At 68.9% G+C, this 25,748-nt stretch carries 23 protein-coding genes; 9 read left to right on the top strand and 14 right to left on the bottom strand.

Annotated elements, in window-relative coordinates; translation table 11 throughout:
* The first annotated feature begins 74 nt into the window (after positions 1-74).
* Together ABZ345_RS12330 and ABZ345_RS12325 are read left to right on the top strand one after the other, a co-directional pair.
* Entirely contained in the window at positions 75-1,133 is a 1,059-nt protein-coding gene (locus tag ABZ345_RS12330) for a histidine kinase (protein WP_359846216.1), read from the top strand.
* Positions 1,130-1,774 carry a response regulator transcription factor gene (locus tag ABZ345_RS12325; RefSeq protein WP_359846213.1) on the top strand — a complete coding sequence of 215 codons (645 nt, stop codon included), beginning with the start codon at positions 1,130-1,132 and terminating at the stop codon, positions 1,772-1,774. Before ABZ345_RS12330 ends, ABZ345_RS12325 begins: the two co-directional genes overlap by 4 nt.
* On the opposite strand, the gene ABZ345_RS12320 is transcribed toward ABZ345_RS12325, so the two are convergent.
* Positions 1,760-2,380, bottom strand: a complete 621-nt coding sequence (locus ABZ345_RS12320; protein WP_359846211.1) for a DJ-1/PfpI family protein — start codon at positions 2,378-2,380, stop codon at positions 1,760-1,762. The two genes, ABZ345_RS12325 and ABZ345_RS12320, sit on opposite strands and share 15 nt — an antisense overlap.
* Entirely contained in the window at positions 2,380-3,318 is a 939-nt protein-coding gene (locus ABZ345_RS12315; RefSeq protein ID WP_359846209.1) for a DJ-1/PfpI family protein, read from the bottom strand. The genes ABZ345_RS12320 and ABZ345_RS12315 overlap by 1 nt, the downstream gene beginning before the upstream one ends.
* A 104-nt stretch (positions 3,319-3,422) precedes the next feature.
* Here ABZ345_RS12315 and ABZ345_RS12310 point away from each other — a divergent pair, with 104 nt between their 5' ends.
* Entirely contained in the window at positions 3,423-4,421 is a 999-nt protein-coding gene (locus tag ABZ345_RS12310) for a GDSL-type esterase/lipase family protein (protein ID WP_359846207.1), read from the top strand.
* On the opposite strand, the gene ABZ345_RS12305 is transcribed toward ABZ345_RS12310, so the two are convergent.
* The 4 genes from ABZ345_RS12305 to ABZ345_RS12290 all read right to left on the bottom strand — a co-directional run bounded on the left by ABZ345_RS12305 (position 4,405) and on the right by ABZ345_RS12290 (position 8,892).
* Positions 4,405-5,271, bottom strand: a complete 867-nt coding sequence (locus ABZ345_RS12305; RefSeq protein ID WP_359846205.1) for a carboxylesterase family protein — start codon at positions 5,269-5,271, stop codon at positions 4,405-4,407. The two genes, ABZ345_RS12310 and ABZ345_RS12305, sit on opposite strands and share 17 nt — an antisense overlap.
* On the bottom strand, positions 5,268-7,610 hold the full coding sequence (locus ABZ345_RS12300; protein WP_359846202.1) for a hypothetical protein: 2,343 nt from the start codon (positions 7,608-7,610) through the stop codon (positions 5,268-5,270). Before ABZ345_RS12300 ends, ABZ345_RS12305 begins: the two co-directional genes overlap by 4 nt.
* A 242-nt stretch (positions 7,611-7,852) precedes the next feature.
* Entirely contained in the window at positions 7,853-8,530 is a 678-nt protein-coding gene (locus ABZ345_RS12295; protein WP_359846199.1) for a hypothetical protein, read from the bottom strand.
* Entirely contained in the window at positions 8,527-8,892 is a 366-nt protein-coding gene (locus ABZ345_RS12290; protein WP_359846197.1) for a YchJ family metal-binding protein, read from the bottom strand. The genes ABZ345_RS12295 and ABZ345_RS12290 overlap by 4 nt, the downstream gene beginning before the upstream one ends.
* A gap of 96 nt (positions 8,893-8,988) precedes the next feature.
* Here ABZ345_RS12290 and ABZ345_RS12285 point away from each other — a divergent pair, with 96 nt between their 5' ends.
* Together ABZ345_RS12285 and ABZ345_RS12280 are read left to right on the top strand one after the other, a co-directional pair.
* Positions 8,989-9,540, top strand: coding sequence for a DivIVA domain-containing protein (locus ABZ345_RS12285; protein WP_359846194.1), 552 nt, complete (start codon positions 8,989-8,991; stop codon positions 9,538-9,540).
* Between the two features lie 68 nt (positions 9,541-9,608).
* Positions 9,609-9,989, top strand: a complete 381-nt coding sequence (locus ABZ345_RS12280) for a cysteine/serine endopeptidase inhibitor (protein WP_359846190.1) — start codon at positions 9,609-9,611, stop codon at positions 9,987-9,989.
* Between the two features lie 89 nt (positions 9,990-10,078).
* Here the strand turns inward: ABZ345_RS12280 and ABZ345_RS12275 are convergent, their stop codons facing one another.
* The 6 genes from ABZ345_RS12275 to ABZ345_RS12250 form a co-directional block, all read right to left on the bottom strand.
* On the bottom strand, positions 10,079-10,333 hold the full coding sequence (locus ABZ345_RS12275; RefSeq protein ID WP_359846187.1) for a Smr/MutS family protein: 255 nt from the start codon (positions 10,331-10,333) through the stop codon (positions 10,079-10,081).
* Positions 10,334-10,356: 23 nt separating this feature from the next.
* On the bottom strand, positions 10,357-11,202 hold the full coding sequence (locus tag ABZ345_RS12270) for a sugar phosphate isomerase/epimerase (protein WP_359846184.1): 846 nt from the start codon (positions 11,200-11,202) through the stop codon (positions 10,357-10,359).
* A 99-nt stretch (positions 11,203-11,301) separates the two neighbouring features.
* Positions 11,302-11,634: a hypothetical protein gene (locus tag ABZ345_RS12265; protein WP_359846181.1), complete on the bottom strand. Its 333-nt coding sequence runs from the start codon at positions 11,632-11,634 to the stop codon at positions 11,302-11,304.
* 9 nt (positions 11,635-11,643) lie between these two features.
* Positions 11,644-11,823: a hypothetical protein gene (locus ABZ345_RS12260; protein ID WP_359846178.1), complete on the bottom strand. Its 180-nt coding sequence runs from the start codon at positions 11,821-11,823 to the stop codon at positions 11,644-11,646.
* 263 nt (positions 11,824-12,086) lie between these two features.
* Positions 12,087-15,863 carry a DNA topoisomerase (ATP-hydrolyzing) gene (locus ABZ345_RS12255; RefSeq protein WP_359846175.1) on the bottom strand — a complete coding sequence of 1,259 codons (3,777 nt, stop codon included), beginning with the start codon at positions 15,861-15,863 and terminating at the stop codon, positions 12,087-12,089.
* 29 nt (positions 15,864-15,892) lie between these two features.
* Positions 15,893-17,944, bottom strand: a complete 2,052-nt coding sequence (locus ABZ345_RS12250; protein ID WP_359846173.1) for a DNA topoisomerase IV subunit B — start codon at positions 17,942-17,944, stop codon at positions 15,893-15,895.
* A gap of 455 nt (positions 17,945-18,399) precedes the next feature.
* Here ABZ345_RS12250 and ABZ345_RS12245 point away from each other — a divergent pair, with 455 nt between their 5' ends.
* The 4 genes from ABZ345_RS12245 to ABZ345_RS12230 are packed head-to-tail and all read left to right on the top strand — an operon-like array spanning position 18,400 to position 23,912.
* Entirely contained in the window at positions 18,400-19,578 is a 1,179-nt protein-coding gene (locus ABZ345_RS12245) for a histidinol-phosphate transaminase (RefSeq protein WP_359846170.1), read from the top strand.
* A gap of 25 nt (positions 19,579-19,603) precedes the next feature.
* A complete protein-coding gene (locus tag ABZ345_RS12240; RefSeq protein WP_359846168.1) occupies positions 19,604-21,202 on the top strand; it encodes a DUF4331 domain-containing protein in 1,599 nt (532 codons plus the stop codon).
* On the top strand, positions 21,202-22,500 hold the full coding sequence (locus ABZ345_RS12235) for a hypothetical protein (protein WP_359846165.1): 1,299 nt from the start codon (positions 21,202-21,204) through the stop codon (positions 22,498-22,500). Before ABZ345_RS12240 ends, ABZ345_RS12235 begins: the two co-directional genes overlap by 1 nt.
* Positions 22,497-23,912 (top strand): High-affinity nickel-transporter, encoded by a 1,416-nt coding sequence (locus tag ABZ345_RS12230; RefSeq protein ID WP_359846162.1) that lies wholly within the window; start codon positions 22,497-22,499, stop codon positions 23,910-23,912. Before ABZ345_RS12235 ends, ABZ345_RS12230 begins: the two co-directional genes overlap by 4 nt.
* Positions 23,913-24,011: 99 nt before the next feature.
* Here the strand turns inward: ABZ345_RS12230 and ABZ345_RS12225 are convergent, their stop codons facing one another.
* Together ABZ345_RS12225 and ABZ345_RS12220 are read right to left on the bottom strand one after the other, a co-directional pair.
* Entirely contained in the window at positions 24,012-24,779 is a 768-nt protein-coding gene (locus ABZ345_RS12225; RefSeq protein ID WP_359846159.1) for a zf-HC2 domain-containing protein, read from the bottom strand.
* Positions 24,780-24,985: 206 nt separating this feature from the next.
* Positions 24,986-25,735 (bottom strand): TetR/AcrR family transcriptional regulator, encoded by a 750-nt coding sequence (locus tag ABZ345_RS12220; protein WP_359846156.1) that lies wholly within the window; start codon positions 25,733-25,735, stop codon positions 24,986-24,988.
* Positions 25,736-25,748: the final 13 nt, after the last annotated feature.

Here is a 25,748-nt window from a genome sequence, read left to right as displayed (position 1 = left end):
CTCGGGGTCGTCAGCTCCGGAGCGTCATGAAGATACGCACATCTGCGTACGCGCCCGGCCGTATCGTCGGCACCATGCGGTACAGGATCAAATGGCAGGACATCGCGCTGACCGTGGCGCTGCTGTTCTTCGGCCTCGTGGGAACGCGGTTCGCCGCACGCCTGCAGGGCGCGGCGGAGTCCCTGGACGTTCTCGCCTACCTGCTCATCGCGATAGCAGCCGCGGGCCTGGTGTTCCGCTCGGTCCGTCCGCTGTGGACGTTCGGGCTGACCGTCCTCGCCATCGCGGTGTACCTGGCGCAGGGCTACCCGTTCGGGCCGATCCTGATGACCGGCGTGGCGGCGATGTACGCGGTGGCCCTGTACGCCTCGTTCGAAATGGCCGCCGTGTGCGCCGTGGTGTACGCGCTGGCGATCCTGCCGTGGTGGAACGACTCCGTGACCTCGTGGATCACCTGGTCGGCGGGCTGGATCCTGCTGCCCGTCGCGGCCGGCGTGCTGATGAAGCTGCGCCGCCGGTCCGCTGTGGACGCTCGCGAGCACGCCGTGGTCTCCGAACGCCTGCGGCTGGCTCAGGAAGTCCACGACGTCGTCGGCCACGGCCTCTCCGTGATCGCGATGCAGGCGGGCGTCGCCCTGTACGTGCTGGACAAGGATCCCGCGAAGGCCCGCGCCTCACTGGAGGCGATCCGCGACACGTCGAGAGAGGCGTTGGACGGCCTGCGGTCCGAACTGGACACTCTGCGCGGCTCGGCTCCTCTGCGCCCCACGATTTCTCTGGACGACATCCCCGCTCTGGCGTCCCGGATGCGCGAGGCAGGCCTCGAAGTCTCGGTGGAAGTGGATGCTGTTGAGCTGCCCGACAACTACCAGATGGCCGTCTACCGGATCGTGCAGGAGTCGCTGACCAACGTGCTGCGCCACTCCTCCCCCGGCGTCACAGCGTCGGTCCGCGTGTACAGCGTGCGGGACCAGGTGATCGTCGAGGTCGCCGACACCGGCACACCCGCTGCCTTCGTGGAAGGCCACGGCATCACCGGCATGCGCTCACGGGCCGAAGCGCTGAACGGCACGCTCGAAGTCGGCGTATCGCACGGTTTCAAGGTCACCGCCCGGATACCGTTGCCCTCATGATTCGCGTGGTGGTGGCCGACGATCAGCCGTTGGTCCGGATGGGACTGCGGACCCTGATCGAGACCGAGGACGGCGTCCAGTTCGCCGGCGAGGCCTCCGACGGCCGCGAGGCGCTGTCGCTGATCCAGTCGACCAAACCGGACGTGGTGTTCCTCGACATCCGCATGCCGTTGATGGACGGCCTCGAAGTCCTCCGCCGCGTCTCGGCCGATCCCGCGTGCGCCGAGGTGAAGATCGTCATGCTCACGACGTTCGATCTGGACGAGTACGTGTTCGAGGCTTTGAGGACCGGCGCGTCTGGCTTCCTCGTGAAGGACTCCGACCCGACCGACCTGCTGCGTGCCGTCCACGTGGTCGCCGACGGCGGGTCCTTGTTGTCGCCGTCCGTGACGCGCCGCGTGATCGACCGGTTCGCGTCCGGCGCGTCCGCCCGGCCCGTGCCGCACCTGGACAAGCTGACCGAGCGCGAGCGGGAGATCATGCGGCACGTGGCGTCCGGGGCGTCCAACGACGAGATCGCCGCGGTGCTGGTGATCTCGCCCGCGACGGTCCGCACGCACGTGTCGAGGGCGATGGTGAAGCTGGGCGCACGCGACCGCGCCCAGCTCGTCGTCTTCGCCGTCCAGTCAGGCCTGACGTGACTCGAACGCGGCCTTGAGCCCGGCAGCGATCTCCGGCGGGATCTCGGAGTAGGCCCGCGGCGGCTGCGGGTCGTACTCGATCCCGACCTGCACCGCCTGCGCGACCATCTCCCCGAACTCGGCCTCGACCAGCCGCAACGCCATGTCGATGCCCGCCGACACGCCCGCCCCGGTCACGACCTTGCCGTCGAACACGACCCGATCCGTCGAGACCTCGACGCCACGCGCGGAAAGATCCTCCCGCGCAGCCCAGTGCGTGGTCGCCTTCGAGACCAGCCCGGCCTCCGCCAGCAACGTCGACCCCGTGCACACCGACGTCGTCCACTTCGTCGTCGAGTGCACCTCCCGCAGCCACTCGACGACACCGCCGGAGTCCTTCAAGACCTCCCGCCAGTGCCCCGACCCCGGCACCACGACGATGTCGGTCGACTTCAACGACGCGAACGTGTCGGTCGGCACGACGGTCAGCCCGTTGTCCGACTTCACCGGATCCAAGGACGCGGCCACGAACCGCGTGGTGACGACCGGCACGGAGCCGAGCACCTCGAACGGGCCGACGAAATCGAGCGCGGTCATGTTCGGGTAGAGCACGAACGTGGCTTCCATCAGGCAACCCCAGTGGTCCGGAACCGGGCGCGGTAGCTGCCCGGCGACACGCCGAGCACGCGCAGGAAGGCCCGCCGCAGGGTCTCGGCCGAGCCGAAACCGCTCGAGCGGGCGATGAGGTCCAACGAGTCCCCGCTCGAAGCCAGCCGGTCGGCGGCTGCCTCGACGCGGGCCCGTTCGACGTACACGGCGGGCGAGACGCCCACGTTGCGGGAGAAGACGCGGGCGAAGTGCCGCACGCTCATCATCGCCTTGCGCGCCATCACCGGCACCGTCCACTCCCGCGTCGGGTCGGCGTGGATGTCGTCCAGCAACGCCCGCAGCGAGTCGTCCGACACCGGCCGCGAGCGGGTGTGCACGCTGAACTGCGACTGGCCGCCCGACCGTTGCAGGAAGACGACCAGGTACTGCGCGATGCGGCGGGCGAGCCCTGGGCCGTGATCCTGCTCGACCATCGCCAACGCGAGGTCGATGCCCGCCGTGACACCCGCCGACGTGGACACCCGGCCGTCGCACACGAAGATCGCGTCCGGTTCGACCTCGACACCGCGGTTCTCGAGCTCGCCGGTGAACGCCCAGTGCGTGGTCGCCCGCCGGCCTTCGAGCAGGCCCGCGCCGGCCAGCACCACGGCGCCCGTGCAGACGCCCGCGACGCGCCGCGACTTCAACGCGAGACGCCGCAGGTTCGTGGTGAGCGCCGCGTCCGCCGCGGCCTCGTCGTAACCCCAGCCGCCGACGACCAGCAGCGTGTCGATCTCGCGGTCGAGCGTGCGCAGGTCCGCGCCTGCCTCGATCCGCACCCCCGCCGTCGCGGTGAACGGGCCGCCCCCGAGCGTGGCCACCGTGACCCGGTACCGGTCGGTGCCGTAGTTCGCTGCCTGGAACACCTCGATGGGCCCCGCCAGGTCCAGCAACGCCGTGCGGTCGTAACCGACCACGACAATTTCCCTCAGATTCCCCACACCTCCACTTTCCTCATCACGGCAGGTGGCGGCAACGCCATATCCCCCTCGGATCCGGCCACTCGGTAAGCTGGCCCGCGATGCGGAAAGTCCTGCCCCTCGCGGTGATCGGCCTGCTCGCGATCCTGCTGATCGTGAGCGACCACCCCTTCCCGCCCCCCTCGGAACCGGATCGCGAGTCCCGGACCGCGGTCGTGGCGCTCGGTGACAGCACGATGTCCGGCGAGGGTGCCGGTGGCTACGAGCCCGGCACGAACGGCGAGGACGGCGGCAACTGGTGCCACCGGTCGTCCCAGGCGTCGATCATGAAGGCCCAGATCCAGGCCGACCAGAAGATCAACCTGGCCTGTTCCGGCGCGAACTCCGACCGGCTGCGCAACGACCAGCTGCCGCAGCTGCGCAAGATCGCCGGGGCGAACCGGGTCGTCGCCGTCGTGGTGGCCGTCGGGGCGAACGACGACCCGCACTTCGCCGAGGTGCTCAACAAGTGCTTCGAGGCGTGGGGCAAGCGCAGCGACTGCACGTCGTCGGTGGCGCACGAGTGGTCCAAGCGCGTGCGGCGGATGATCCCCAAGGTCGAGAACACGCTCAACGCCATCCGCCAGACCATGCGCGACTCGAGCTACCTCGACTCCGACTACCAGCTGGTCGTCCAGTCGTACGCGGCGCCGGTGACGCCGAAGATGCCCAAGTCCCTGCAGAACCTGTCCGGCTGCCCGCTGCGCAGCACCGACCTGGAGTGGGTCGTCGAGGAGGCGGTGCCGGAGCTGTCGAACGGCCTGCGCACCGCCGCGAACAAGGTCAACGCCCGGTTCCTCGACCTGTCGCGGGCCGGTGAGGGGCACGAGGCGTGCGCGGGAAAGCCGGAGACCGAGTGGTTCACGCGGCTGACCGTGGACTGGGACGGCCTGAAGAACGAGAAGCGCTCCGCGCACGCGTTGCAGGAGTCGTTCCACCCCAACGCCCGCGGTCACGAGCAGATCGGCCGGTGCCTCACCGAGTTCCTGGCGACCGACAAGCGCGACGGCGCGTGCGTGCCGCGGCTGGACGGGGCGCTCGGACTCACGACGGAGAGCTGACCCAGCGCTTCAGCTCGTCTCGCGGCCAGCCGGGATCACCGTCGCGGGCAAAGGACGCCCACGCCGTGGCGATGTCGCCGCAGAACATGTCGGGGACGTCCGCGCCGTGATGTGCCGGAGTCCGTGCGTAGATCGACCGGAACGCCCGCCCGTGCTCGTCCGCGAGTCGCATTGTCGGCCGTTGGAACAGTTCCGCGTCCTCGTCGGCGGTGTGGCACACCAGCAGATCCACGTCGTACGGGCCTTCCAGCGCCGACCGCGGCAGCGTGTCGCCGTCCACGATCGGCTGGTACAGCACGACGTCCGGCTCCGCTGCGCGCTGCACCGCGACAGCTTCGGCGGGTGTGAAGAACCGCCCGGCCAGGCTGTGCGCGATCGCCCGGTGGAACAGGCCTCTCGCCACAGGCATCACCATCAGCGACGCGACGGTCTGCGCCCCTGACGACTGCCCGGCGACCGTGACGTTGGACGGATCTCCGCCGTAGCGCGCGATGTTGCGCTGGACCCACCTCAACGCGGACACGACGTCGAGCAGGCCGCGGTTGCGCGGAAACCCTTCCACCGCACCGTATCCGTCGACCGCGAGCCGGTAGTTGCAGCTCACGAACACCACACCGTGAGAAGCCAGAACATCACCCGCGTACTCGGGTTGTGCTGACGAGCCAACGGTGTTCGCTCCGCCGTGCACCCACAGCAGGACAGGCGCACCGGAGTCCACTGTGGACCAGACGTTCAGCGTGTGGGAGTCGCCGAACCCACCGGCCGGCTCGCCGTCGCAGTCCACCGGTGGGTGGAGGCGCAGCGAGCCGGCCGCGGGTTCGGCGTAACGAATGCCCAGGTGAGGGCTCAAGCCTCCACCGGGACGGGGTACGACGGCAGCACCCGCAGGTTCGCCGCCGCCCGTTCGAGCTGCGAGAGGACGCTCGGCCGCAACCCGGCGATCTCCTGGTCCGCCGCGGCGCCGGCCATCTCCTGCATCAGCACCTGCTGCGGGTGATCACCCTCGGCGTCGGCGACCGCCAGCACGCGGAAAGCCGTGCCGGGCGGGAAGACCACGCGTTCCTCGGTGGCCACGGCGACGCGGTCCGCCACCTCGACCCGGCGGCCGGTGACCGACCACAGCAGATACTCGGTGGCGCCCTCGACCCGTTGCGTCGGGTTCGCGATGGCGTCGAGCAGGCCGTGCTCCACCAGCACGTCGCCGCTGCGGTAGCGACGCGGGCCGGTCGGGCCGCTCTGACCCCACACCGCCGCGACACCGCTGTGCAGCGGCAGGCGGTTCAGGCCCGACACGATGCACGCGACGTACGGGCGAAGGCGGCCGAGGCGACCCATGCGCAGCGTCTCGACGACCACTTCCTCGTCCTGCGACACGCACGCCAGCAGCGCCGTCAGGTCGGTGACCATGGCCTCGAACGCCGCCGGGTCCTCCTCGGCGTCCGGGCGCTGCGCGAGCAGGCGGCAGACGGTCGCCGCGTGCACGCCGTAGCGCTCGCCCAGGGCGCGGCGCACGGCGTCGCGTTCCAGGTCCGAGCTGCTGTGGTCCGGCAGAACCGTCTCGCGTTCACCGTTGCTCTGGGCAGGAAGCTCCCAGGACGCCAGCGGTTGCGTCGGCAGCGGGCCGTCCACGCGGAACCGGACGGCGGCCGCGTCCGGGTCCGACGACGGGAACGCCGCCTCCTCGGCCTCGGCCAGGACGTGCGAGGACACCGTGACGGTGGCGGTCTCGGACGGCGGAATGGCGGCGTAGGCGGGCTCGGAGTCGGCCGGGGTCACCGGGGTGAAGAACCCGGTGCCGTTGTCGGACGTGTCGCGGTTCGACAGCACCTGTGCCGCCGCACCCAGTGCCGCCGCGATCGCCGCGGGACTGCCGGTGTTCTGGATGCCGGTGCTCTGGGTGCCGAACGTCGGCTGTGCACCCGCAGGCGGGCCGTCCGGTGCGGCGTGCGCCGGCGCGGCGTGCTGCGGCACCGGAGGAGGCGGGGGCGGTGCGGACACCTTGGAGTCGCAGAACACCACCCGCAGCAGCTTCCGGACCTCGGGCTCAAGACGTTCCACGAGAGCAGCGCCGTGCACCGCGACAGCACCGGGCGTGGTGCGCCCCGGCGTGCCCACGGTCAGACGTGCCCACTCCGGGTCAACGGGCTGAGAGCGCACCTCAGCCGCGTTGTACGGCTCGTCGTGCTCACGCACCCACAGGCCGGAGGGCACGACCTCGAGCACGACGCCGTCGCCGATGGAGAACACGCCAGGCGAGACCTCGGAGAGTCCCTGCACGGGCGCGCGGTAGCCGGACACGACGGGCACGGTCTCGTGCGGCGCGCACTGGACCTCGGTCACGAACGGCCGCCACGTCTGCTGCCCGCGCGGGTCGACCGCGATCACCGCGGGCCCTCCGGTGCGCAGGTTGCCCACCGGCAGGCCGGTGAACATCGCGATGGGCTCGCCCAGCTGGTCCGCGACGAGCTGCCCGAGCGCGGTGTCGATGCCGTACGGGACGAGCCGCACGCGTGACCGGGCCGCCTGGGGCAGCGCGGTCAGCAGGCGGCACACCTCGTCGGTCGGGATCGACGACTGGCCGGGCCCGCCGACGACAACGGTCAGCACGTTGTCACGGCACGGCAGCGCCACGATCGGGCGCGCGTCCTGGGCGCTTGGGTCGAACGGCGGCTGCTGGGCGCGCAGCCACAGACCGGCCGGAATGGGCTCGGAGACGCCGATCTCGCCCGTCGGCCACGGCGAGTTCGGGTCCATCGCCTCCCACTGCGGCACCGGGAAACGGCGGCCGAACGGCATCGGTGACGCGTTCGGCTGGAACCGCACCCAGCTGCCGTAGCCCTGGGTGCCCACGACGAACGCGGCACCGGGCACGAGGGTCAGCACGCCGTCCGGCGCCACGACCTCGGCCTGGAGCTGTTCGGCCAGCCACTGCGCGGGCGCGGTGGGACGCATGGTCCCCGCGTGCGACACGGCGAGCCGGATCGGCCCGCGGCCGCTGAGCGCGGTCACGACGTGCGGCCAGAAAGTGCTCTGGTCACCGCTCGGGAAGTCGACCACGACCACGGTGCGGCCTCGGTCGACCGGAAGGGTGCGGGCGAGGCCGGACGCGGCCTGGCTCGGTCCGTCCGGAGCGGAAACGACGAGCGTCGCGCCGACGAAGTTCGCCGCGAACGGCGTCCTCTGCGGCAATGGCTCCGGCGGCGGCGCTGCTGCCGGGGGCTGCTCGACGGGGTACAGATCCGTGTTCGCAGCAGGGCTCGAACTCTGGGTCTGTGTGGTTTGGTCGCCATGGGCGGCGGCACGTCGGCCCATCAAGCGCCTGATCACCTCCGTGCCATCCCGTTCACTCGCCCTTTCGGCTTAATCGGGCAACGGTCGTGCACGCTACCAAGACGCAGCGCACTCCTGTCACCCAGTCGGGTTATTTGATGTCATCCGATCGAGACCCACACGGCGCGTGCTCGTCCGCACACTCCGTGAGGGCCAATAATCGCTGACGCCGAGTAAGCCTTGCGTCCGTCCCGGCCAAGTTCCCACGCGAGGAGCACGTGGTCCACGCCCAGTTCCACCGGCTGCTCCGCTTGGGCGACAAAAGTGCCCAGCACGAACGCCGGACCGCCGTCGGGGGCCACGGGCTGTGCCGACGGGCAGTCCAGGGCGGCCCAGACGATCTCGGGCAGCACGCGCACGCCGTCGTTGGGCAGCAGGCCGGTCGGCCGCCAGACTCCGGCCCACTCCTCGCGGCCGTCCAGCGGGCCGAGCAGCGCGGCGATGCCGTCCTCACGGCCTGGTCCGCAGCCGAAACAGGTAGGGAACGGGTGCTTCTCGCGCCACGGCACCTTCGCGGCGGCCTTGCGCGCCTCGTCCAGCGTCGGGGTGGCGGGTACGTCGAGGTCAAGGGTGGCGGGCTCGGCCGAGGCGATCACGGTGGTGCCGTCGAGCAGGTCACCGCCGCGGACCTCCATCTCGCGGTCGAGCGGCACGGGCTTGCGCAAACGGACACTGACCGTCTTCGCGTCGACGTGCGCGGCGAGCAGGCCCGCCGAGTACCCGCCGTTGCCCATCCCGGGCGGACCGTTGAACCGGCTCGCGACCATCACCCTGCTCACAGCGCCTCCGCGTAGACCCATTGGCCGTTCTCCCGGACGAACCTGCTCCGCTCGTGCACGACGCCCCCGACGTAGTGCGCCCGGAACTCGACGACGCCCTCGCTCTGCAGCAGCCCGCCGTTTTCAGTTGCCAGTATTTCGAGCTTCAACCAGCGGTCGCCGGCGTCGATTCCGGCGCTCGCGGGACGGCTTTTCGCGGCCCACGTGCGCAGCAGGTAGTCCTCATCGGACACGGCGAAAGCGCTGTAGCGCGAGCGCATCAGCTGCTCGGCGGTGGCCGCGGTGCGGGCTCCGGAGTGCAGCGCACCGCAACAGTCCACATAGGACTGGCCGGTACCACAGGGGCACAGTTTGTTGTTCACGCACACATTGTGCCTGGTGAACCCGTTAGAACCGATGCCGCACCACGTACGTACACCCAGTCAAGACTGACTCGCGGGAGGCAGAGGAGACGGCAAGTGAGTGTCGAGAGCAGGACAGAGCTCGTACCGCTGCGCACGTGGTTCGGGCTGAGGTGGCGCGGCTACGACCGCGACGAGGTGGACGACTACGTCTCCGAGCTGGAGGCCGAGCTTCGCCTGGTCACCGCCGACCGGGACGCGTCGGAAGCCAGGGCCGACGCCCTGGCCAGCAGGTTGATGTCCGTGCAGGAGGAGAACGCGGGGCTGCAGGACGGCCTGCACCGCATCTGCCTCACCCCGATCGACCCGAAGGGCCTGCCCGAACGGCTCGCCCGCATGGTCGCGCTGGCCGAGGAAGAACGCCGTGACGTGATCAGGGACGCGCAGCTCAAGGCGTTGATGATCGTCGGCGAGGCCGAGCAGCGCGCCCGCATGCTCGACGAGGAGGCGGCGAACAAGCGCGAGGAGATTCGCGAGGACTTCCGGCTCGCCATGTCGGCACGCCGGGCGGAGGCCATGCGAGCCCTGGCGGAATTGCGAAATGTCGCCATCGACGAGGCGGAGCGCATTATCGCAGAAGCCAAGGTGCACGGCGCAAGAATCGACTAGGGAATTCACCAGACTTCTACCTGGATCGTGTGAGTCAGCCCCCGCCGCCCTGTAGCACGAGGGAACCCATGCGATTCACTGCAGTCCTGTCGGCACTTGTCGTCTTCGTCTTCCTGGGCTTCGGCACGGCGTCAGCCGCGCAGAACGGGAACATGACCTGGTACGACGACAGCGGTTACGGCGCCTGCGGCACGCAGATCAACGCGAAGACGCAGATGCTCGTGGCCGTGTCCAAGTCCTGGTTCACGAACTCCAACCCGAACAAGGACCCGATCTGCAAGAAGTCGGTCCGGGTCACCTACAAGGGAAAGACGATCACCGTGCCGGTCCGGGACATGTGCCCGTCGTGCGCGCGCACCCACCTCGACCTCAGCAAGCCGGCGTTCGGCGCCCTGGCCGACCACGACCTGGGCAACGTCTCCGGCGTGACGTGGGACTTCGTCGGCTGACCAAGTGCCTGTGGCAGGTCGTCTGAGTTCGGTTTGCGCGAAATCCGGGCTGGGATGTCGGAAGAATCCCAGCCCGGTTTTCTCGCGCGCTACCTGAGGTGGACCAGCACCATTCCGTCATTGCCGGGAGCGATCTCCACCCGCCGGTACAGCTTCTTGACGTGCGGCTGCTTCAGCATCGCCAGCACGCGGCTCTTGAGCTTGCCGGAACCCTTGCCCGTGATGATCTCGAGCAGCGGCACCTTCTGCGCCGCGGCGCGGAAGAGCGCGTTGCGCACCGCCAGAGCGATGTCCTGGTCGCTGCGGAAGACCGGGTGCAGGTCCACGGTCAGCTTGTCCGGCACCGCGGCATTCTATGCGGGCGTCCTCAGCGTCGTCCCGTGGCCAGGCCGCGGCCGACGAGGTAGTCGTAGCAGTTGCGCAGCAGCCAGAAGATCTCGTAGTGCGAGCGGTCCATCTCGACGATGTTCCACCGCACCGCAGGGTTGGCGCGGGCCACACCGTCGACGTCGATCACGCCCTGGCCATACGGCACCATGAAGTCGTCCATGCCTTTCGCGGGCCCGTCCTTGATGTGGATGAGCTCCACCCGCCTGCCGAGCGAGGCGAGCACCGCGGCGGGGTCGGCCCCACCCACCTTCGCCCAGTACGTGTCGACCTCGATCACGACGGCCGGGTCCAGCTCGCGCAGCAGGACGTCGTAGGCCCTGCGCCCGCGGAAGACCTTGCGGAACTCCGCGAAGTGGTTGTGATAGCCGATCCGCATGCCGTAGCGCCGGGCGTTCACCACCGCCTGGTTGATCCGCTCCGCACCGCGCTTGATCGCGTCCACGGAGTCGAACTCCTCCGGCTCCAAGCTCCACACGAGGGTGCGCGCGCCAAGTTCGGCCTGCTGGTCGAGGATCTCCGTCGCGTCAGGACCCGATGGGAACGGCGCGTGCGAGCTGCACAGGCCGAGCCCGAGCGCGTTGAGGCGAGCCCTCACCACCTTGGGCGCGTGGCCGTACAGCTCATAGCTCTCGATGGCGACGTACCCGATCGCGGCGACCTTCTCCAGCACGCCCAGCAGATCCCGTTCGGCCTGCTCGTGCAGCGACCACATCTGCAACGCGATCGGAGCGGGAGTTCCGCGGGCCGCGGCCTGGGAGACCGGGAGCACTCCGCCTGCCACGGCGAGCGCCGACGCCAGCACGGAACGACGGCTGACCGCCATGCGAAACCCCTTGAGCCGCTCGGATTCGTACCGTCCCGAACGTAGCAATCCGGTTCGGTCTCACCCAGCGCGGCGACGACCGGGTTCGCACCCGGTCGCTCACACGGGAAGGGCGTCTCCGGGGAAGCCGAGACACGGGCGAACCTCGACGCGGATCATCCCGGCCCGCACGCACGGGTCCCCGGCCATGATCTCCGCCGCTTCCTCCGCCGGCACGGTCATGATCGCGACACCGGCCACGTCGTCGGAGAGGACCGGGCACAGGATCGCGATCACGCCGTCGGCGCGCAGCGACACCATCCGTCGCTGGTGTTCGAGCTCGATCGCGTCCGCACCGTCCATCGTCCGCTCGGGCCCCCAGTGCAGGAGCGCCAGGCTGAACGGCTTCGCGGTCGCGGCGAGAGCCTGAATCTGTTCGTCGGTCACGGTCATGAAGTCCCCCTACTTCTCGATGCGCTCCGCCAGCGAGACGATGATTCCCTCGGGCCCGCGCACGTACGCCATCCGCCACGAGCCCTCGTACTCGCCGATGCCGCCCGCCAGGCCGTAGCCCTCAGCCGCGGCGTGGTCGACCGCGGCCCGCAGGTCGTGCACCTCGAAGGCGACGTTGCGCAGCCCCAAGCTCGTTCGCCGGCGCGGCAGGCGACCCAGGCAAGTGATCCGGGCGCGTGAAGCTCGACAGTTCCAGCGTCGTGCCACCAGCCGGTACGTGCAGCATGACGATCTCGACACGGGCACCGGTCATCCCGATGACCGTGTCCAGGAACTCGCCCTCGACGGCCATCTTCTGGCCGGCCTCCAACCCGAGGCCGACGAAGAAGGCCGTCACGATGTCGAGATCGGCCACGGTGATGCCGACGTGGTCGAAACGACGGGCGAACCCCCTAGTCCCTCTCGATCAGGTGCCCGATCACGTCCGGCCCGGGATGCGCGTGCCCGGAGCCGTCGCGCCGGGTGTCGATGTCCGGCAGCTCGACCGGCACGCCCTTCTCGTCCGCACCCGCCGGGCGCGACCCGATCCACGCCACCACCAGGTGCGACTCGCCCTTGAGGAACCGCTGCGACCGCACACCACCCGTGGCGCGCCCCTTGGCCGGGTACTCGCTGAACGGCGTGACCTTGACGCTCTGCCCGGACGACGTGACGACCATCGGCTCGCCGTGCTCGTCGTCGTCCGTGCGAATCGCCCCGAAGAACACCACGTACGCGTCGCCGCTCAGGTTGATACCGGCCATGCCGCCGCCCTTGAGACCCTGCGGCCGCACCAGCTTCGCGTCGTAGCGCAGCAACGACGAGTCCGAGCTGACGAACGCGAGCGTCTCGCTGCCGTCCTTGAGCCAGGTGGCGCCGACGACCTCGTCGCCGTCCTTGAGCGTGATGACCTCGAACTCGTCCGACCGCACCGGCCACTCCGGCGAACACACCTTGACCGTGCCGAGCTTCGTGCCGAGCGCGAGGCCGGGCGAGTCACCGGCGTCGAGCGGGACGATGCCGATCACCTTCTCGCCCTTGTCCAGCGGCACCAGCTCACTCGCCGCCATGCCACCGCTCAGCGACACCGTGCCGTTCTGCTCGGGCAGCACCGGCAATGGCAGCACGTCCGTCTTGAACGCGCGCCCGAGGTTCGTGATCAGGATGACCTGCCCACGCGCCGTGGAGTGCACCACGGCGGACACGGCATCGTGCTTCACGCGGCCCGCGCGGCGCTTGCCCTCCGACGCCTCCTCCGACTCGGCCGCGGTGCGCGCGACGAGCCCGGTGGCGCTGAGGATGACCTGGCACGGGTCGTCGGCGACCTCCAGCGGCCCGGCGGGCTTGGACGCCGCCAGCACCTCCTTGAGGTCACCGTCGATGAGGCTGGTGCGCCGGTCGCCGCCGAGGTCCTTGGCGACCGCGGCCAGCTCGGTCGACACGAGCTTCTTGAGCACGGTCTCGTCGTCCAGGATCGCGGTCAGCTCGGCGATCTCCTGGTTGAGCTTGTCCTGCTCGTTCTCGAGCTCGAGCTTGTCGTACTTGGTGAGGCGGCGCAGCGGCGTGTCGAGGATGTAGGCGGCCTGGATCTCCGACAGCCGGAACTGCTTCATCAGGCCTTCCTTGGCGGCCGCCGCGTTCTCGCTGGCCCGGATCAGCTTGATGACCTTGTCGATGTCGAGCAGAGCGATCAGCAGCGCCTCGACCAGGTGCAACCGCTCCTCGCGCTTGCGCCTGCGGAACTTCGTGCGCCGCGTGACGACCTCGTAGCGGTGCTTGAGGAAGACCTCCAGCAGCTCCTTGAGACCGAGCGTCTGCGGCTGCCCGTCGACCAGCACCAGGTTGTTGATGCCGAACGACTGCTCCATCGGCGTCAACCGGTAGAGGTCCGCGAGCAGCGCCTGCGGGTTCACGCCCACCTTGCACTCGATGACGAGCCGGATGCCGTTCTCGCGGTCGGTGAGGTCCTTGACGTCCGCGATGCCGGTCAGCCGCTTCGACTTGTTGACCTCGTCGGTGATCTTCTCGACGATCCGCTCGGACCCGACCCCGTACGGCAGCTGCGTGACCGTGATGGCCTGCCGCCCCCTGCTGCCCTCGAGCAGCCCGATCTCGACCTTCGCGCGCATCCGGACCACGCCGCGGCCCGTCTCGTAGGCCTTGCGGACCTCGTCGAGGCCCAGCAGGATGCCGCCGGTCGGCAGGTCGGGCCCCGGCACGAACTCCATGAGCTTGTCGAGGCTCGCGTCGGGGTGCGTGATCAGCCACCGCGCCGCCCCGATCACCTCGCGGAGGTTGTGCGGGATCATGTTCGTGGCCATGCCGACCGCGATGCCGGACGTGCCGTTGACCAGCAGGTTCGGGAACGCCGCCGGCAGCACGCTCGGCTCTTCCAGCGACCCGTCGTAGTTCGGCCGGAAGTCGACCGTGTCCTCGTTGAGCTCGCCGACGAGCTGCATGGCGACCGGGGACATGCGGCACTCGGTGTACCGCGCCGCAGCGGGACCGTCGTCCGGGGAACCGAAGTTGCCGTGGCCGTCGATGAGCGGCTCGTTGAGGCTGAAGTCCTGCGCGAGGCGGACCAACGCGTCGTAGATCGCCGTGTCACCGTGCGGGTGGTACTTGCCCATGCAGTTGTGCACGACCTGGCCGTCGACGACGAACGCGTGTTCCTCGGTGGCGACCTGGATGTCGTAGGTGGTGTCCGGACTGACCGGCTCGACCGAGGTCACTTCGAGGAAGCTGAAGCCGCACAACGCCTCCAGCCGCTCGGCGAGCGGCGAACCGATCCGGCGCAGCTTCTCGGCCCAGCCGTCCTCCAGAGCGCGTGCCAGTGGGAAGGACCGCTCGGCGAGCGCCTTGCCGTGCCGGTCCCTGCCGTACCGCACGTCCTCCCCCAGCGACGCGCGGAACGCCACACCCTCGGTGTCGCGGAACCAGCCGCCGCCCTGGTGCGCGGCGGAGAACTCTGCCATCACCGGCGCGCAGGGAAGCCGATCGCCGCCCTGCTTGCTGCCGGAGCGGTAGCCGATGGCCAGAACCCGCCGCAGTCCGTCCTGCTTGTACCCGATCTTCGTCCACGGCAGCAGCGCCATCGCCAGCGTCGCGGCGTCGCGCCCGGAGATCGACAGCCCCAGCAGCGTCTTGTTCCCGATCGTGCTGACCCGGGACCAGTGGTGCCCGTGGATGCCGCAGTCGGCGAGCATGCCGTGCAGCTGATCGATCAGCTGCGGGCTCGTGCTCACGAGCACGATCTCGCGGTTCTGCTTGCGCACGTACCCGTCGCCGTCGAAGAAGCCGGCGATGAACGGCGCCCACGCCGACCGGTCCGCCAGCACACTCGGCGGCACGACCTTCTGGTCGCTGCGCGGCGTGGCGGTCTCCAGCAACGCCTCGTGGCGCGCGAACGTCAGGATGTGCTGGTCCTTGTGCTTCGGGTTCTTCGCGACGCGCTTGCCACGCGAAACGTTGACACCGTTGAGGATCGCCCACCCGTGTGCGACGTCCAGCGGTTCGACGTCGCACATGTGGATCCGCACTCGGCCATCGGAAGCCTGGTTGCGGCCGACGGCGAAGCCTTCCGCAACGATGAGCCCGCGCACGTAGGCGCCGATGTCCCCGCCGTCCGACACGAGCCCGGCCTGCCGGTCCGCGCCGTAGGCGATCGTCCGCCTCCCGGCCAGGTCCTGCGCCGCGGTCCAGCCGATCGACAGGTCGGACTCGACGGTCCGGAAGCGCTGCCCTGGAGTAACGAGCATCGTGCGCCCGTTCGACCACGTGACCCGCACGAGATCGGAGACCGGGTTCTCGTACACCTCGCTCACCCGCACCGGCGTGCCGTGACCGTCGAGCACGAGATCACCGATCTCGATCTCCTCGATCGGCCGCAGCCCACCGGGAGTGGACACGAGCGCACCCTTGACGAAGCAGTCGCCCGTCACGCGGGCCGACTTCACGTAGGCGTGGGTGGGCCGGTACCCCTGCTCGTGCATCGAGAACAGGATGCGGCGGTGCACCGGCTTGAGGCCGTCCCGCGCGTCCGGCAGAGCCCGCGAGTGGATGACCGAGTACGCGTACTCCAGGTACGAGTCCTCGATCTCCGTCTTCAGCGAGTTGTCGAGGACCTGGGCGCCGGCTCGGTCGAACGCGGCGGGGTCGACCTTGGTCGTGGTTCCCTTGCGGCGTGCCATGACTTGTCTTCCAGCTCTTTCCGTGTGGCTCAGAGGTCGATGGCCGACTGGTCGACCCGGGCGGAGGACTCGATGAGCCAGTTGCGGCGCGGCTCGACCTTCTCGCCCATCAGCAGTTCCAGCGCGGTCTCGGCGGCGTCGACGTCGTCCATGGTGATGCGCCGGACGCTTCGCGTGGAGGGGTTCATCGTGGTCTCCCACAACTCGTCCGCGTCCATCTCGCCCAGACCCTTGAACCGCGGCACCGGCGTGACCACCGACTTGCCCGCCTTCTCCAGCTGCGCGACCTTCTGCTCCATCTGGCGCTGGGTGAAGGTGAAGTGCGTTTCGGCGTTGCGGCCGCGCGTCATCACCTTGTGCAACGGAGGCATGGCGGCGTACAGGCGGCCGTCTTCGATGACGGGCCTCATGTACTTGGCGAACAACGTGATCAGCAGCGTGCGGATGTGGCTGCCGTCGACGTCCGCGTCGGCCATCAGGATCACGCGGCCGTACCGCATCTGGGAGATCTCGAACGTGCGGCCGGTGCCGGCGCCGAGGACCTGGACGATGGAAGCGATCTCAGCGTTGCGCAGGGTGTCGGCGAGCGACGCCTTCTGGACGTTGAGAATCTTGCCGCGCAAGGGAAGCAGCGCCTGGTACTCGGAGACGCGAGCCATTCTTGCCGAGCCGAGGGCGGAGTCGCCTTCCACCAGGAAAAGTTCGCTACGCGAAACACCTGTCGTGCGGCAGTCGACGAGCTTGGCGGGCATCGCGGCGCCCTCGAGCGCCGTCTTGCGCCGAGCCGCGTCCTTCTGCTGCTTCTGCGTCAGCCGCACGCGCGAGGCGTCGACGACCTTCTGCAGCACGGTCTTGGCCTCGACCTTGGTCTTGCGGTCCTCGGTCCACGCCCGCACCTGAGCGTCGACGATCCCCTGCAGCACCTTGGTGATGCCGGCGGTGGACAGCTCGTCCTTGGTCTGGGAGGTGAACTGCGGCTCGGGGATGCGGACGTGGATGACGGCGGTCACGCCCTCCAGCACGTCGTCCAGCGTCGGCGGGTCCTCCTTGGGCTTCAGCAGCCCGCGGGTCTTGGAGATCGCGTCCTGCACGGACTTCAGCACCGCGCGGTCGAAGCCGCGGCGGTGGGTGCCGCCGTGCACGTTGCGGATGGTGTTGGTGAAGCACTCGACGGTGCGCTCGTAGCCGGTGCCCCAGCGCAGGGCCACCTCGACCTCGGCCTGACGCTCCACTTTGGACCGCATCACGCCGTTCTCGTCGGCGGCGTTCTCGAAGTAGGTGCCGGAGCCGGTGATCACCAGGGTTCCGGAGACGGCGCGGTCGCCCGAGGGTGCGAGGAAGTCGACCATGTCGGTCAGGCCGTGCGGGTAGTGGAAGACCTCTTCGGAGATCGAGTCCTCGAGGGCGGTCCGGAGCACGTAGGTCACGCCGGGCACGAGGAACGCCGTGTTGCGCATCTTCAGGCGGACGGCTTCCACGTCCAGCGCGGCGCCGTTCTCGAAGTAGCGGGAGTCGTACCAGTAGCGGGTCGAAGTGCCGGTCGACTCGTTGCGCTTCATCTTGCCGGTGACCTGCAGGCCCGCCTGGCGGGTGAACTTCGCCTTCGGGCCAGGGCCGTCGAACACGCCGGGAACGCCGTGGGCGAACGACATCTCGTGCACCTTGCCGCCGCGCCGCACCGTGACGTCGTAACGGAGCGAGAGGGCGTTGACGGCGGAGGCGCCGACGCCGTGCAGGCCGCCGGAGGTCTTGTAGCCGGAGCCGCCGAACTTGCCGCCGGCGTGCAGCTTGGTGAGAACGAGCTCCACACCGGACAGACCGGACTTCGCGTGCACGTCGGTCGGGATGCCCCGGCCGTCGTCGTCGACCTGGACGCTGCCGTCGGCGTGCAGCGTGACCACGATCTTCGTCGCATGCCCCGCGACGCCCTCGTCGGTGGAGTTGTCGACGATCTCGCTGAAGAGGTGGTTGATGCCCCGGCTGTCGGTCGACCCGATGTACATGCCGGGCCGCTTGCGGACGGCCTCGAGTCCTTCGAGGTGCGTCAGGTCGTCGGCCCCGTACAGGGTCTCAGCGGTCACGGGTATTGCTCCCTGATTGTGTGCGGACTGCCAGCAGGGTATCCGCCTGGACCGACAATTTTTCGCAGGACGCCCGTCACGGAGGTGGAATCCGCCCTGAACGGTGCGTCAGACCACCCGCGGGACCGTCACCGAAGGCCCTTCTGACCTGCGAAAGCGGCCGGAACAGCCCCAAACGACACGGCACAAAGCGCCGGTTGTCGAACCTCACGTGCCCGAGTGCGCCTCAAGGCCGGGTACCCGAGCACGCAAGCGGCCAACCGGGCGTCCGGATCAGGGCCGTTTGTCTGTCCCAAGTGGACTCAACGGCACCCGGAGGGCTGGTCGGCGGCGAGCACGGCCGAGGTTGCGCGCGTGACCTGGTCGAGACCTTCCTGACATTGACCCGTGAACCGGGATGAACATCGGCACGTATGCCCCGGTGTCGGAAGCGGACCGAGGGACGGAGTGATCGCGTGCGGCATGGTGTGGACTCGGGTCTCTTCCAGCAGACCGCGCACAGCCCGTCTTATTTCGAGCTGTCGCGGACCGGTGCGGGCGAGCTCGTGGACTTCTGCATCCCGTGCAACCCGTACTTCCCGACGCCCGAGATGTTCGAGGAACTCTCGAAGAACCTCGAATCGGTCCTGAAATTCTACCCCAGCGACTCGTCCAAGATCGCGCAGCAGCTCTCCACGGTACTCGGGCTCAACCCGGCCACGATCGCGATGTCGAACGGCAGCACCGAGCTGATCACGTGGATGGACCACATGTGGATCCACGACAGCATCGCCATCCCGATCCCCACCTTCGGCCGCTGGACCGACCAGCCGATGGAGAGCAACAAGCGCGTCGACATGTTCCTGCTCCAGGAGAGCAACAACTTCGAGCTGGACGTCGACGAGTACATCAAGTTCATCCGCACCCGCGGATCGCGCACCGCCGTCATCTGCAACCCGAACAACCCCGACGGCGGGTACCTGTCGCGCCGGGAGATCGTCCGATTCATGGACGAACTGGCCGACCTGGACCTGGTCGTCATCGACGAGTCGTTCATCGACTTCGTCGAGGTCGAGCGCAACCCGTCGGTCGCCGCCGAGGCGTCCATCCGGCCCAACGTGGTCGTGCTGAAGAGCCTCGGCAAGAACTTCGGCCTGCACGGCATCCGGTTCGGCTACCTGGTCGCGAACCCCGGTCTCGCCGGAAAGATGCGCCAGACGCTGCCGAAGTGGAACCTCAACTCTCTCGCGGAAACCGTCGTGTTCATGCTCGCCGAGCACGAGGCCGAGTACGCCGAGAGCCTGCGACTGCTGAGCCGCGACCGCTACCGCATGGGCATGGAGCTGTCGCGCATTCCCGATCTGACCGTGTACTCGTCGCAAGCCAACTTCCTGCTGGTCAAGCTCGGCGGCGGCATGGACGGCCGCGAGCTTCGCGACCACCTGCTGTCCCGTCACCAGGTCTTCATCCGCGAGTGCGGCAACAAGCTCGGCATGAGCAGCCGTTTCGCGCGCCTGGTGGTGCGGCCGGACCAGGACGTCGACCGGCTGGTCGAAGGCATCCGCGACTTCACCCAAGCGAGGTGGACAGACCACTCCTCCAGCCACTCCTCCAGCCATTCCAGCGAACCGTCGCTGCTCATGCACAGCGCCTGAAATGCTTACCGAAAGGTCTCCTGAAATGTCATCACCGCACGTCCTCAGCGGTCGGCGCGGCCAGGTGGCTGCGGCCGCGCTGGTGGCCGCCACACTGCTCAACGCGGCCATGTTCGGCGGTATGAACGCCACCGCCTCGTCACACCGCGAGGCCCCGCTCATCGCGGGCGATCCGGCCGTGGACAACACGGACCTCTACGCGTTCGTCAGTCCTGACCACAAGGACACCGTGACGCTGGTCGGCAACTGGTCGGGTTTCCAGGAGCCCAACGGCGGCCCGAACTTCTTCCCGTGGGCCGAGGACGCCCAGTACGACTTCAACGTCGACAACGACGGCGACGCGAAGCCGGACGTCACCCTGCGGTTCATGTTCCACACCGACGACAAGCGCAAGAACAACACCTTCTTGTACGCCAACGGTGTCGTGGACTCGCTCGACGACGAGAACCTGTTGTTCCGCCAGTACTACGACCTCGAGGCGATCTATCAGAACGGCCAGAAGGTCAAGCTGGTCAACAACGCCCAGGTCGCGCCGTCGCCCAACGGTCCGGCGTCGATGCCGGACTTCAAGAAGCTGCGCGACCACGCGATCAAGGAGATCCCCGGCGGCGGCAAGGTCTACGTCGGACCGTCCGACGACGCGTTCTTCGCCGACCTGCGGGTGTTCGACCTGCTCTACGGCGGCAACCTGAGCGAGGTCGGTCAGGACACGCTGCGCGGCTACAACGTCAACACCATCGCGATCCAGCTGCCCAAGCACGCGCTGGCGCTGAAGAACGACGTGCACCGCAACCCGAACATCGGCGTCTGGAGCGCCACGTCGCGCCGCAGCCTGAAGCTCTCGCCGGGCAAGGCGGAGCCGCAGGGCGACTTCGTGCAGGTCTCCCGCCTGGGCAACCCGCTGGTCAACGAGGTCGTGGCCCCCGCGGGCCTGAAGGACGCGTTCAACGGCCTGCGCCCCGACCAGGACGCCGGCGTGAAGGACCTCGTCGACCGGGTGGTCAACCCGGAGCTGCCCAAGCTGATCGAGGCCATCTACAAGATCCCGGCACCGCAGGGCCAGCGCGACGACCTGGCCGAGATCTTCCTGACCGGCATCACGAAGAAGCTGGGCGCGCAGATCAACGCGGACCTGAACTCGCAGGTCAACAACGCCGACGTCGACCAGAAGCGGTTCCGTCCCAGCGAGATGCTGCGACTGAACCTGATGATCGACCCGAACCCGAACCCCAACCGTCTCGGCCTGCTCGCCGGTGACACGCAGGGCTTCCCGAACGGCCGTCGCCTCACCGACGACGTGGTCGACATCGCCGTGCAGGCGATGGAGGGCGCCGCGGCGTCCGGCAAGATCGTCGACGCGCTCGCCACGGGTGACAAGGTCGACGCGAACGACCAGCCCTTCGAGGCTTCGTTCCCGTACGTGGGGCTGCCCCGCAACGGCACCGCCGTCAACGCCTCCGGCAACACGGCGGAGGTCGCGGTGAACCCGGTCGGCAAGATCGCCAACCTGGACCCGATGGCCATGACCACCGCGGTGGGTTCGGCGGCCGTGTTCGGCGCCGGCTTCTTCCTGTGGCGCAAGCGTCAGCAGCACATCCGCAAGTACGGGTCGCACTCGAAGTGATGAAGTACCAAATGCGGCAAGCGGTCGCGGTGGGTCTCCTGGCCACCGCGGCGCTTGCCTACCTCGCCGCCTCCGGTCCTGCCGACAGCAGGGCCGGAGGCGCGCAACCCGAGCCCGTTCCCGTTGTCGCGCAGCAGAACGAGATGCACCGCGTGGTGCACCAGCTGCAGCAGCGACTGCACAGCCTGCCCCAGGACAAGGACTCCTGGGCCAAGCTCGGTGCGTCCTATGTGGAACTGGCGCGCGTCACGGCCGACCCCACGTACTACTCGAAGGCCGAGGGCGCGTTGAGGAACGCGGGCGACACGGGCCTCGCCGCCATCGGCATGGGCACGCTGGCCAACGCCCGCCACGATTTTCCCGCGGCCCGTGACTGGGCCCAGAAGGCGATCACCGCGCTGCCTTCCTCCGCGCAGGCCTACGGAGTGCTGGCGGACGCGTTGACGCAACTCGGCGACGACGCCGGCGCCCAGGGCGCGGTGCAGAAGATGCTGGACCTCAAGCCCAACACCGCGTCGTTCGCCCGCGCTTCCTTCCACTTCGAGCTCCACGGCGACGTCACCGGCGCCCGCGACGCGATGACACGCGCGCTGACGGCGGCCGCGACGCCCGAGGAGATCGCGTTCTGCCAGTACCGGCTGGGCGAACTCGCGTTCGACCACAACCGGCTCGACGAGGCCGCCCAGCACTACGAGCAGGGACTGGCGGCGAGAGGAGACGACATGGCTCTCACTCAAGGCAAGGCCAAGGTCGCGGTGGCGCGGGGTGAAGCCCCGGTGGCCATCGAGATCTACCGCAAGCTCGTGGCCCGCGCTCCCCTCCCGCAGTACCTGCAGGAGTACGCGGAGCTGCTGGAGGCCAGCGGCAAGACCGATGAGGCCGCGCGGCAGTACGAGGTGCTGTCCGAGCAGCAGCGGCTGATGGAGTCGCAGGGCGCGTCCGACGACCTCGCCGCGGCTCTCGTCGCTGCGGACCGCGGCGACGGCATGCAGGCGCTGCGGCGGGCCGAGGCCGAGTGGAGCCGCCGCCAGAGTGTGTTCGTGGCCGACGCGATGGCCTGGGCGCTGCACATGAACGGCCGCGACGCCGAGGCTCTGTCCTACTCCGACCGCGCCAACGCGCTGGGCTGGCAGAACGCCACGTTCTCCTACCACCGCGGCATGATCCTGGCCGCGCTCGGCCGGGTCGCCGAGGCCCAGGAGGCGCTGGTGCAGGCGTTGCGGCTGAACGCGAACTTCTCCCCGCTGCAGGCGCTGAAGGCGGGTCGCAAGCTCGCCGAGCTGCGAGGCGGCCGGTGAGTCTGTCCGGCTGGGTCGTGCGGCCCGTCCTGGTCGTCGCCCTCCTGCTGGCGGGCATCTTCTTCATCCACGGCGAGGCGTCCGCGCACCCGCTGGGCAACTTCAGCGTCAACCACTACCACGGCCTGCACCTGCGTCCGGACCGCATCGACCTGAGATCCGTGGTCGACGTCGCGGAGATCCCGACACTGCAGGAGAACCTGAAGGCCCGGGACGCGAAGCAGTGGTGCGACGAGGTCGCGAAGACCGACGAGGCCACGGTGGACGGCCGTCGCATCACCTGGACGCTCTCCAGCTCCACCAAGGATCACCCCCAGGGCCAGGCGGATCTCTCCACGACCCGCCTGGTCTGCGAGTTCACCGCCAAGGTCGACCTCGACCGGCCCGCCCAGCTGCAGTTCCGCGACGTGTCGAACATCGACCGCGTGGGCTGGCGCGAGATCACCGCGGCTGGCACCGGGATCAGGCTGACGGACTCCTCCGTGCCCACCGAGAGCATCAGCAACGAGCTCCGGACGTATCCCGAGGACCTGCTCAGCAACCCGATGGACGTCCGGTCCGTCACCTTCAACGCCTCTCCCGGCAGCGGATCCGAACCGAAGAAGGCCTCGGGCTCCCCCATCCAGTCGTTGAGCGTCACCGCGTCCGCCCTGAACAACATCCTGGGCAGCAGTGAGCTCACGCCGTGGCTGGGGTTTCTTGCTGTTCTGCTCTCGTTGCTGCTGGGCGCGTCGCACGCCGCGTTGCCCGGTCACGGCAAGACGCTCATCGCCGCCTACCTCGCGGGCCGTCAGGGCACGCCGAAGGACGCCTTCATCGTCGGCGCCTCGGTCACCGCCACCCACACGGGTGGCGTGCTGGTGCTCGGCCTGGTCATCAGCGCGTCGAGCGCGCTGGCCGGCGAGCAGGTGCTGCGCTGGCTCGGGCTCGTCAGCGGCCTTCTCATCACGGTGATCGGCGTGTTCCTGCTGCGCTCGGCCCTGACGCGCGAACCCGCCCTCGCCGGCGTCGGTGCAGGCACCGGGCACGGTCATGGGCACGGCCACGGACATGGGCACGGTCATGGCCACGGACACGGGCACGGAACCGGGCACGGCCACGGGTACAGCCGGGCAAGCCTGATCGGCATGGGCGCGGCCAACGGACTCGTTCCGTCACCCTCCGCGCTCGTCGTGCTCCTCGGCGCCATGGCCCTGGGCCGGACGTGGTTCGGCGTCCTGCTGGTCGTCGGTTACGGAATCGGCATGGCCGGCACGCTCACCGCCGTCGGATTGCTGCTGGTGAAAGCCCGCGACCGCGTCGAGAAATTCCTGGACGGCCGTGCCACCCGCGCCCTGTCGCATTACGCACCCGTCGGCACAGCCGCCATGGTGATCGTCGTCGGAGCGTGGCTCACATTGCAGGCGGTCTGAATTACATCAATGTAAGCTCCAACCGAGAAGGGCCCGGATTCCACTGGAATCCGGGCCCTTGTCCGTTTCTGTCCTTACTGTCTGGCCTTACTGCCAGTCCTACTGTCCCTGCAGGTTCGCCACCACGAACGCCTTGCCGTCGGCGTTCTCGACCGAGATCGACTTCACCTGGTCGGGCGGGACGCTGACCATGCCCCGCACCTTGGAGCCTTCGACCCTGCCCTTCTCGGTCGAGGTCCACGCGAAGGCCTCGGTCTTGCTCCCGTCCGCCTTCACCACCACCAGCTTGCACTTCTGCGCGGCGGGCAGACCGTTGATGTCGGCCGTGACCAGGTAGCGGTCCTGCGATGACGGCGAGATCTCCGCCACCATCTTGATCCCGCCCGTCGTCGCCTCGCCCGTGCGGGTCGTTGCGATGTTCGTTCCCGGCGTCTGGTTCTGCATGAGCACGGCAGCGCCCCCGAACGCGACCACCGCGGCGACTGCCGCGGCGGCGAGGTAGCCCGGCCAGCGGCGGGGCTTGGCGTGCTGCGGTTCGGGGAACTCCTCCTCCACCGGCCGCGGACTGGCTCTGGGACGAGGATCGGACTCCCGCTGCTGCGGGATGACCGACTCGTTCCTGATCTGCCGCAGCGTGCGCTGCAGCACCAGGTCCGACGGCTTGGGCAGGTCGGCTTCGAGCTCGTGCAGAAATGCTTCTCGAGGTATCTCGTCGAGCACCATGCGGATCCGGTGGAAGTCGGCGACCTGCGCACGGCAGGACGGACAGCCCAACAGGTGCTGCTCCACGCCATGACTCTCGTGCGCGTCCAGAACGCCGAGCGCGTAGCAGCCAAGGGTGACCGCGTCGTGCGCGCCAGCTGTCATACGACCTCCTCGTCGTCCCGATTCGACCCCCGCGGCGAAACGGTGTCACAAGGAAAACGGGCAGATAGGAGTGGTTGGTTCAGCTCGCGAACGAGTTCATTCTGATTGCCGATAACAATGGCATTACGTAACCGGGCAACTACGGTTCAGGGGCTGTCTGAGCTGCGCATTTCACTCGATCGGACGACTCAAGGTGTCTCGAATGGCTACAGGCACGTTGCTGGACGAACTGGCGGTCGTTCGCCTGCTTCGACGAACACCGCGAGGCCGTCCAGGAGCCGCGCCAGACCGAACTCGAACTCGTCCAGCGGCCGTTCGAAGCCGCCGGAGTTCCAGATGTGCGTCATCATCGGCAGCCGTTCGGGCGTGAAGTGCTCCCAGAGCTCGTCCCGGTCGTTCCACCAGTCCTCCTCGCTCACCCCGGTCTCCCGTTCGGCGAGGACCCTGTCGGCCATCGTCCTGCCCACGCCGGCGACGAACTGGCCGACGCTCGTCACGACCGCGACCATCTCCTCCGTCTTCAGCCCCAGCTCGGAGACCACGGCGAACGCCGCGTCGGTGCGGGTCATCGCGTTCGGGCCGGGCATCCGCCGCGCGTTGGTGAGCTGCAGCAGCCACGGGTGTGCGCGGTACATCGACCACAGCTGCCGCGCGTAGAAGTCCAGGCCGTCGCGCCACGGGCCCTTCGGCGTGCGCTCGGTCTCGCCCCACACGGCGTCGACCATGAGGTCCAGCAGCTCGGACTTGCCGGGGACGTGCCGGTACAGCGACATGGTGGTGAAACCCAGGGTCTCGGCGACCCGGCGCATCGTCAGCGCCTCGATGCCCTCCGCGTCGGCGACCTTGATGGCCGCCTCGACCACCCTCGCCTGGCTGAGCGCGGCCTTGGGCCCCCTGCTCGGCTCGGCGGGCGTCTCCCACAACAGGCGCACGCTGCGGTTCCGGTCGTCCTTCACCCCAGCCCCCTCT

It is taken from the genome of Lentzea sp. NPDC005914 (assembly GCF_040629405.1).
Classification (GTDB): domain Bacteria; phylum Actinomycetota; class Actinomycetes; order Mycobacteriales; family Pseudonocardiaceae; genus Lentzea.
This window is presented reverse-complemented; position numbering and strand designations above follow the sequence as displayed.

Bases quoted from the DNA above. Each gene is read 5' to 3' on its own strand.
- ABZ345_RS12330 (WP_359846216.1), top strand. From the start codon at position 75: ATGCGGTACAGGATCAAATGGCAGGACATCGCGCTGACCGTGGCGCTG.
- ABZ345_RS12325 (WP_359846213.1), top strand. From the start codon at position 1,130: ATGATTCGCGTGGTGGTGGCCGACGATCAGCCGTTGGTCCGGATGGGA.
- ABZ345_RS12320 (WP_359846211.1), bottom strand. From the start codon at position 2,380: ATGGAAGCCACGTTCGTGCTCTACCCGAACATGACCGCGCTCGATTTC.
- ABZ345_RS12310 (WP_359846207.1), top strand. From the start codon at position 3,423: ATGCGGAAAGTCCTGCCCCTCGCGGTGATCGGCCTGCTCGCGATCCTG.
- ABZ345_RS12280 (WP_359846190.1), top strand. From the start codon at position 9,609: ATGCGATTCACTGCAGTCCTGTCGGCACTTGTCGTCTTCGTCTTCCTG.
- ABZ345_RS12270 (WP_359846184.1), bottom strand. From the start codon at position 11,202: ATGGCGGTCAGCCGTCGTTCCGTGCTGGCGTCGGCGCTCGCCGTGGCA.
- ABZ345_RS12265 (WP_359846181.1), bottom strand. From the start codon at position 11,634: ATGACCGTGACCGACGAACAGATTCAGGCTCTCGCCGCGACCGCGAAG.
- ABZ345_RS12255 (WP_359846175.1), bottom strand. From the start codon at position 15,863: ATGGCACGCCGCAAGGGAACCACGACCAAGGTCGACCCCGCCGCGTTC.
- ABZ345_RS12240 (WP_359846168.1), top strand. From the start codon at position 19,604: ATGTCATCACCGCACGTCCTCAGCGGTCGGCGCGGCCAGGTGGCTGCG.
- ABZ345_RS12235 (WP_359846165.1), top strand. From the start codon at position 21,202: ATGAAGTACCAAATGCGGCAAGCGGTCGCGGTGGGTCTCCTGGCCACC.
- ABZ345_RS12225 (WP_359846159.1), bottom strand. From the start codon at position 24,779: ATGACAGCTGGCGCGCACGACGCGGTCACCCTTGGCTGCTACGCGCTC.